Here is a 2,005-nt window from a genome sequence, read left to right on the forward strand (position 1 = left end):
ACTCTGCCTTTTGCGACTCGATCATCTACTCTTTCGCTAAGGATGAATCCGGCTGGAAATTGACGGACTTTGGCGTAGACGATTGATCGGCCTTGTAAGAACTGATTGCCAACTGTTTCGCTGTTGTGATCGGGGCGCTGTCCGATTTGGCCCTTAGCTGACCAATCTCGGCATGTTGCGTGATGGCAGCTTCTGACCCAGAGCAGAAGTCGGCCTCCACATAGGTCAATTGCTGAACCAACACCTAATCGGCTCGCTTCCTACAATTAGCTCGGACAGTGCGGACGGAAAGGAGCGCTGAAATGCAAGGTCTCTTTGGCACTTCCGTTCAAGCAAGTACGCAAAGGATATCGCTAAGATGATCGATGCAACGCCGGCAAAGTACGGCCACCGTTCGCCACTCATTGAGCACTCTGTAGCAGGAGGTTGGCAATCGTCGAACGCGGCTGATCGCCTCTGTCAGCGCGCGTACTCGTCGATCTAGGCGGCTCCAATGCCAGTGTCGCCGTTCGGGCGTGACGTTTGACCTGTGACAGCGTAAGCCACTCCGTCCCAGACAGTGCATCTGCCGGAAAACCGCCCCCCATTACCGCTTTCATACTGCCGCTGGGCGGCCTCGCCAGATGTGAATTGGTTCACGTCGCGGCAAATGTTTTTGCTCGCCCTTCGCTGCACCTGAACGGTCGCTCCTGCGACGCCACGCAAGTGGCCCGTGGCTGACTTCCACTCCTGGCCTCACACCGTCCGCTTCCGCGGGCTAAGCTGAATTGCACCATGAAAGCTGCCGAGGGCGGCCCTTGACCCAATGCTGACATCTGTCAATCCCGAAGATTTCTGCTGAAAAGCCAACTTTCCTATGCAACCCTGCTGCGAGTTGAGTGGAGGAGGCATGCGCCGACGGCTGTTCATCGCTGGTCTGGCTGGGACGGCAGCACTGCCGCTGGCTGTCCGCGCCCAGAGGGCGAACCGCATCTACCGTCTCGGGCACCTTGCGACTGCATCGGAACCCGAAGCAGCTACCCGCCAGATTACTTTACCGGAACTCGCAAGGCTTGGATTCGTTGAAGGCCGCAATCTCATCTTCGACGCGCGTGTCGGCAATTCGGCTTCGCTGCCGGCTCTCATGAGCGAACTGCTCGCCGGTCAACCGGACGCAGTTATCGCCATTGGCACCGCGCTAAGGCCTGCTGCCGCGGCCACACGCAGCGTGCCGGTCGTCGCTTTTGGTAACGACCCGGTCATGCTTGGCCTCGCTACGACCTATGCGCGGCCAGGAGGCAACGTTACTGGCGTTGTGATTGCCTTCGATGAGCTTGAAGCCAAGCGGCTTTCCATCTTGCTCGAAGCGGTGCCTGATCGCCGACGTGTTGCGGCGCTGGTCCCACCCGTGAGCGGAGGAAGCGAAGCTATCCGGAAAGCGGCGGCTGGGCTTGGCGTTGAAGCGCTTGTGTTTCCTGCCGCCTCGCCAAGTGATTACGCGACTGTCTTTGCTGCGATGCAGGCTCAAGGCGCGCAGGCCTTGATAATCGGCGCGTTTCCACAATTTGCGCAGGATAGCAGGCAGTTAGCAGCTCTTGCGCTCGAAGCCAAGCTGCCAACAGTATGCGAATGGGCGGATATGGCACACGCGGGGTGTCTAATCGGATATGGCCCCCGCCGCACAGAACTGCGTAGGCGCATGGCCGATCAGATCGCTCAGATATTTCGCGGCGTTCCACCCGGCGATATTCCAGTCGAACGGCCGACTGCATTTGAATTCAGCGTGAACCTGAGAACCGCCAAATTGCTAGACCTGATCGTCCCTGCCGCGGTGCTGGCACGCGCCGACGAGGTGATTGAGTAATACGCTGGTGATGTCGCCTCTTGGCCCTTAGCTGACCAATCTCGGCATGTTCCGTGATGGCAGCTTCTGGCCGATTTTGTTGCAAAAGTCGGTTGAGACGAGCCGGCAAGCGTGATTCCGTTGTGTTGACGCGAATCGCGACGAGGTCGATCCATGATGGGC

Annotated in this window: 2 protein-coding genes; one reads left to right on the forward strand and one right to left on the reverse strand. The window is 58.7% G+C overall.

Annotated features, from left to right (window positions below; all coding sequences use genetic code 11):
- Positions 1 to 25: 25 nt before the first annotated feature.
- Complete coding sequence (locus BM190_RS40195) at positions 26 to 244, reverse strand: hypothetical protein (protein WP_143109211.1); 219 nt, start codon at positions 242 to 244, stop codon at positions 26 to 28.
- Positions 245 to 889: 645 nt separating this feature from the next.
- Here BM190_RS40195 and BM190_RS39350 point away from each other — a divergent pair.
- A complete protein-coding gene (locus tag BM190_RS39350) occupies positions 890 to 1,843 on the forward strand; it encodes an ABC transporter substrate-binding protein (RefSeq protein ID WP_177237557.1) in 954 nt (317 codons plus the stop codon).
- The last annotated feature ends 162 nt before the right edge of the window (positions 1,844 to 2,005 follow it).

The sequence above is a fragment of the Bradyrhizobium sp. Rc3b genome (assembly GCF_900114915.1).
Lineage (GTDB): Bacteria > Pseudomonadota > Alphaproteobacteria > Rhizobiales > Xanthobacteraceae > Bradyrhizobium.

What these genes read in the sequence shown, in the direction of transcription:
- BM190_RS39350 (WP_177237557.1), top strand. Translation starts at nt 890, where the DNA reads ATGCGCCGACGGCTGTTCATCGCTGGTCTGGCTGGGACGGCAGCACTG.